A 2908-nucleotide genomic window follows, 5' to 3' on the forward strand; every position below is an offset into this window, starting at 1 on the left:
GTCCGGGCCCGCCCCTGTGGGTCGGCCGGTCTGGAGTATCTGTCCATCGCCCGCGGTGAGCTGGACGCCGTCGCCTTCTCCTGGGAGAGCGCCTGGGACCATGCGGCGGGGCTCCTGCTGGTGGGGGAGGCGGGGGGCGCGCATCTGACCCTCTCGGGGGAGGCGTTCCGGCTGGCCGGCGACAACGCGATGCCCTTCACCGCGGCACGGTCCGCCCCGACGGCGGAACGCGTCCGCGCGCTGCTGGCCGCACCGTAGCCCCAGGAGCGGCGAAGGAGACGCGGGGTCCGGGGCGGCGGCCCGGCAAGGACCCGGCCGGTGCCGGCTGGCGGGGGCGACGGGGACCCGCTCCCGCCAGGGTGAGCAGACCTGGGCGGGCAGACCGGGGTGAGCACACAGGTGAGCACACCTGGGTGAGCAGACCGGGGTGAGTACACCTGGGCGAGCATCCCGGGGCGCGGGAATATCCTGGAGCCTCGCCCGTCGGCTGACGAATGGAGTCCGAAGGTGCCGTCGATGCTGGATGCCGTCATTGTGGGGGCCGGCCCCAATGGGCTGACCGCCGCAGTCGAACTGGCCCGCAGAGGTTTCTCCGTCGAGGTCTTCGAGGCCAAGGACACCATCGGCGGCGGCGCCAGGACCGAGGAGCTGACGCTCCCCGGCTTCCGCCACGACACCTGTTCCGCCGTGCACCCCCTGGGCATCGGCTCCCCCGCGTTCCGCCGGATGCCGCTGGAGCGGTACGGGCTGACCTGGCTGCACCCCGAGCTGCCGATGGCGCACCCCTTCGACGACGGTACGGCCGCGGTCCTGTCGCGCTCGGTCGCCGAGACGGCCGCGTCGCTCGGCCCGAGGGACGCGGGGACGTACCGCAGACTCGTCGCGCCGTTCCTGGGCAAGTGGGATGTGCTCGCCCAGGACTTCATGTCGTTGCCGCTCACCGCGCTGCCGCGCGACCCCTTCGGGCTCGCCAGGTTCGGGACGGTGGGCCTGCCTCCGTACACCTGGCTGATGCGCCGCTTCCGCGACGAGAAGGCGCGGGGCATGCTGGCCGGGCTCGTGGCCCATGTGATCGCACCGCTGAACGGCATCGCGACCTCGGGTGTCGGCCTGATCTTCGCGCTCGCGGCGCATGCGAACGGCTGGCCCCTGCCGCGCGGCGGCTCCCAGGCGATCCCCGACGCGCTCGCCGCGTATCTGCGCGACCTCGGCGGCACCACCCACACCGGCTTCGAGGTCAAGCGGCTGGACGACCTCCCACCGGCCCGCGCCTATGTCTTCGACACCTCGCCCACCGCGCTCGCCCGGATCGCGGGCCTGGGGCGGACGTATGAGAAGTACCGGTACGGCGCCGCGGCCTTCAAGATCGACTACGCGCTCGACGGGCCGGTCCCCTGGACGGCGAAGGAGCCGCGTGCGGCGGGCACGGTCCAGATCGGCCCCTCCAGCGGGGAGATCGGCGCCGCGCTCAGCCAGGCGTCCGGCGGCAGCGCGCCGGATGTCCCCTTCCTGATCACCGCGCAGCCGAGTCTGGTCGACCCGTCCCGCGCCCCGGCGGGCAAGCAGGTGTTCTGGGCGTACGGCCATGTCCCGAACGGCTGGGACGGCGACCTCACCGACGCCGTCGAGCGCCAGATCGAGCGGTTCGCCCCCGGCTTCCGCGACCGGGTCCTCGCCCGCGCCACCGCGGGACCGCCGCAGCTCGCCGCCCGCAACGCCAACTATGTCGGCGGTGATATCGCCTGCGGCGCGGCCGGCGGTCTGCAACTGCTGTTCCGCCCGACGGTCTCCCTCTCCCCCTATACGACCCGGCACCCCTCGGTCTTCCTCTGCTCGTCCGCCGCCTGGCCCGGCCCCGGCGTCCACGGCATGTCCGGGCACAACGCGGCCAAGGCGGTCTGGCGGTCGCTGCGCAGGGCCGACGCCCGCTGAGACGGCCGGTCCCCGACCCGTCACACACAGCCGCCCCGGTCGCCCGCGCCGGCCCCTGAGGGACAGCCCTTAAACTCCTCAAACGGCCGCGAGGAAACGGGAGTTGCGGTGATGGCGAACGAGGGGCGAGCAGTGGACCGGATCAATACGGGACGGGCGCATTCGGCGCGGGTCTACGACTACATACTCGGCGGAAAAGACCACTATCCGGTGGACGCCGAGGCCGGAGAGGCGATGCGGGCCCAGTGGCCCGCGCTGCCGGTGAGCATGCGGGCCAACCGGAGGTTCATGACCCGCGTCGGGCGCTATCTCGCCCGGGAGCAGGGCATCCGCCAGTTCCTCGACATCGGTACGGGCCTGCCGACGTCGCCCAATCTGCACGAGGTGGTCCAGGAGGAGCGCCCGGACGCGTCCATCGTCTATGTCGACAAAGACCCCATCGTGCTCGCCCACGCGCAGGCGCTGCTCACCAGCTCGCCCGAGGGCCGCACCGCCTATATAGACGCCGATATGCGCGACCCCGAGGCGATCCTGGGTTCGCCGGAGTTCCGGGACGCCATGAACCCGGGGGAGCCGGTCGGTCTGCTGCTCATCGCGATGCTCCAGTTCATCATTCCGCCGGACGACCACTCCCTGATCCGGCGGCTGCTGGACCCGCTGCCCCCGGGCAGCTTCCTGGCGATGTCGATGGTGACCGGGGACTTCGCCCCCGAGGAGGTCGCCAAGGTGACGGCCGAGTACAACAGCCGGGGCATCCAGGTGCGGATGCGGACCCGCGACGAGGTCGAGGCGCTGTTCGACGGCCTCGATATGGTCGAACCCGGCCTCCAGCAGGTGCATCGCTGGCGGCCCGGGGCGGACGACGAAGGCATCGACGACCGTCAGGTCGGCATGTACGGCGCGGTGGCCCGCAAGCCCTGAGGGGACAGCCGGTCCGGGACACCGCGCCACACCCGGTGGGGGCGGTGTCCCGGAC

Annotated in this window: 3 protein-coding genes; all 3 read left to right on the forward strand. The window is 72.5% G+C overall.

What is annotated here, in order from left to right:
- Positions 1-258, forward strand: a 258-nt coding sequence (locus tag ACWF94_RS37860) for an inositol monophosphatase family protein (protein WP_453499384.1), incomplete at its 5' end; no start/stop codon positions are given.
- Positions 259-507: 249 nt separating this feature from the next.
- The gene (locus tag ACWF94_RS37865) at positions 508-1932 is read left to right on the forward strand and encodes a phytoene desaturase family protein (protein WP_453499386.1); all 1425 of its coding nucleotides are present in this window, start codon (positions 508-510) and stop codon (positions 1930-1932) included.
- Positions 1933-2043: 111 nt separating this feature from the next.
- The gene (locus ACWF94_RS37870; RefSeq protein ID WP_453499388.1) at positions 2044-2853 is read left to right on the forward strand and encodes an SAM-dependent methyltransferase; all 810 of its coding nucleotides are present in this window, start codon (positions 2044-2046) and stop codon (positions 2851-2853) included.
- The last annotated feature ends 55 nt before the right edge of the window (positions 2854-2908 follow it).

This window comes from Streptomyces sp. NPDC055078 (genome assembly GCF_053607985.1).

Excerpts from the sequence above, each read along its gene's own strand:
- ACWF94_RS37870 (WP_453499388.1), top strand. The coding sequence starts at position 2,044 with ATGGCGAACGAGGGGCGAGCAGTGGACCGGATCAATACGGGACGGGCG.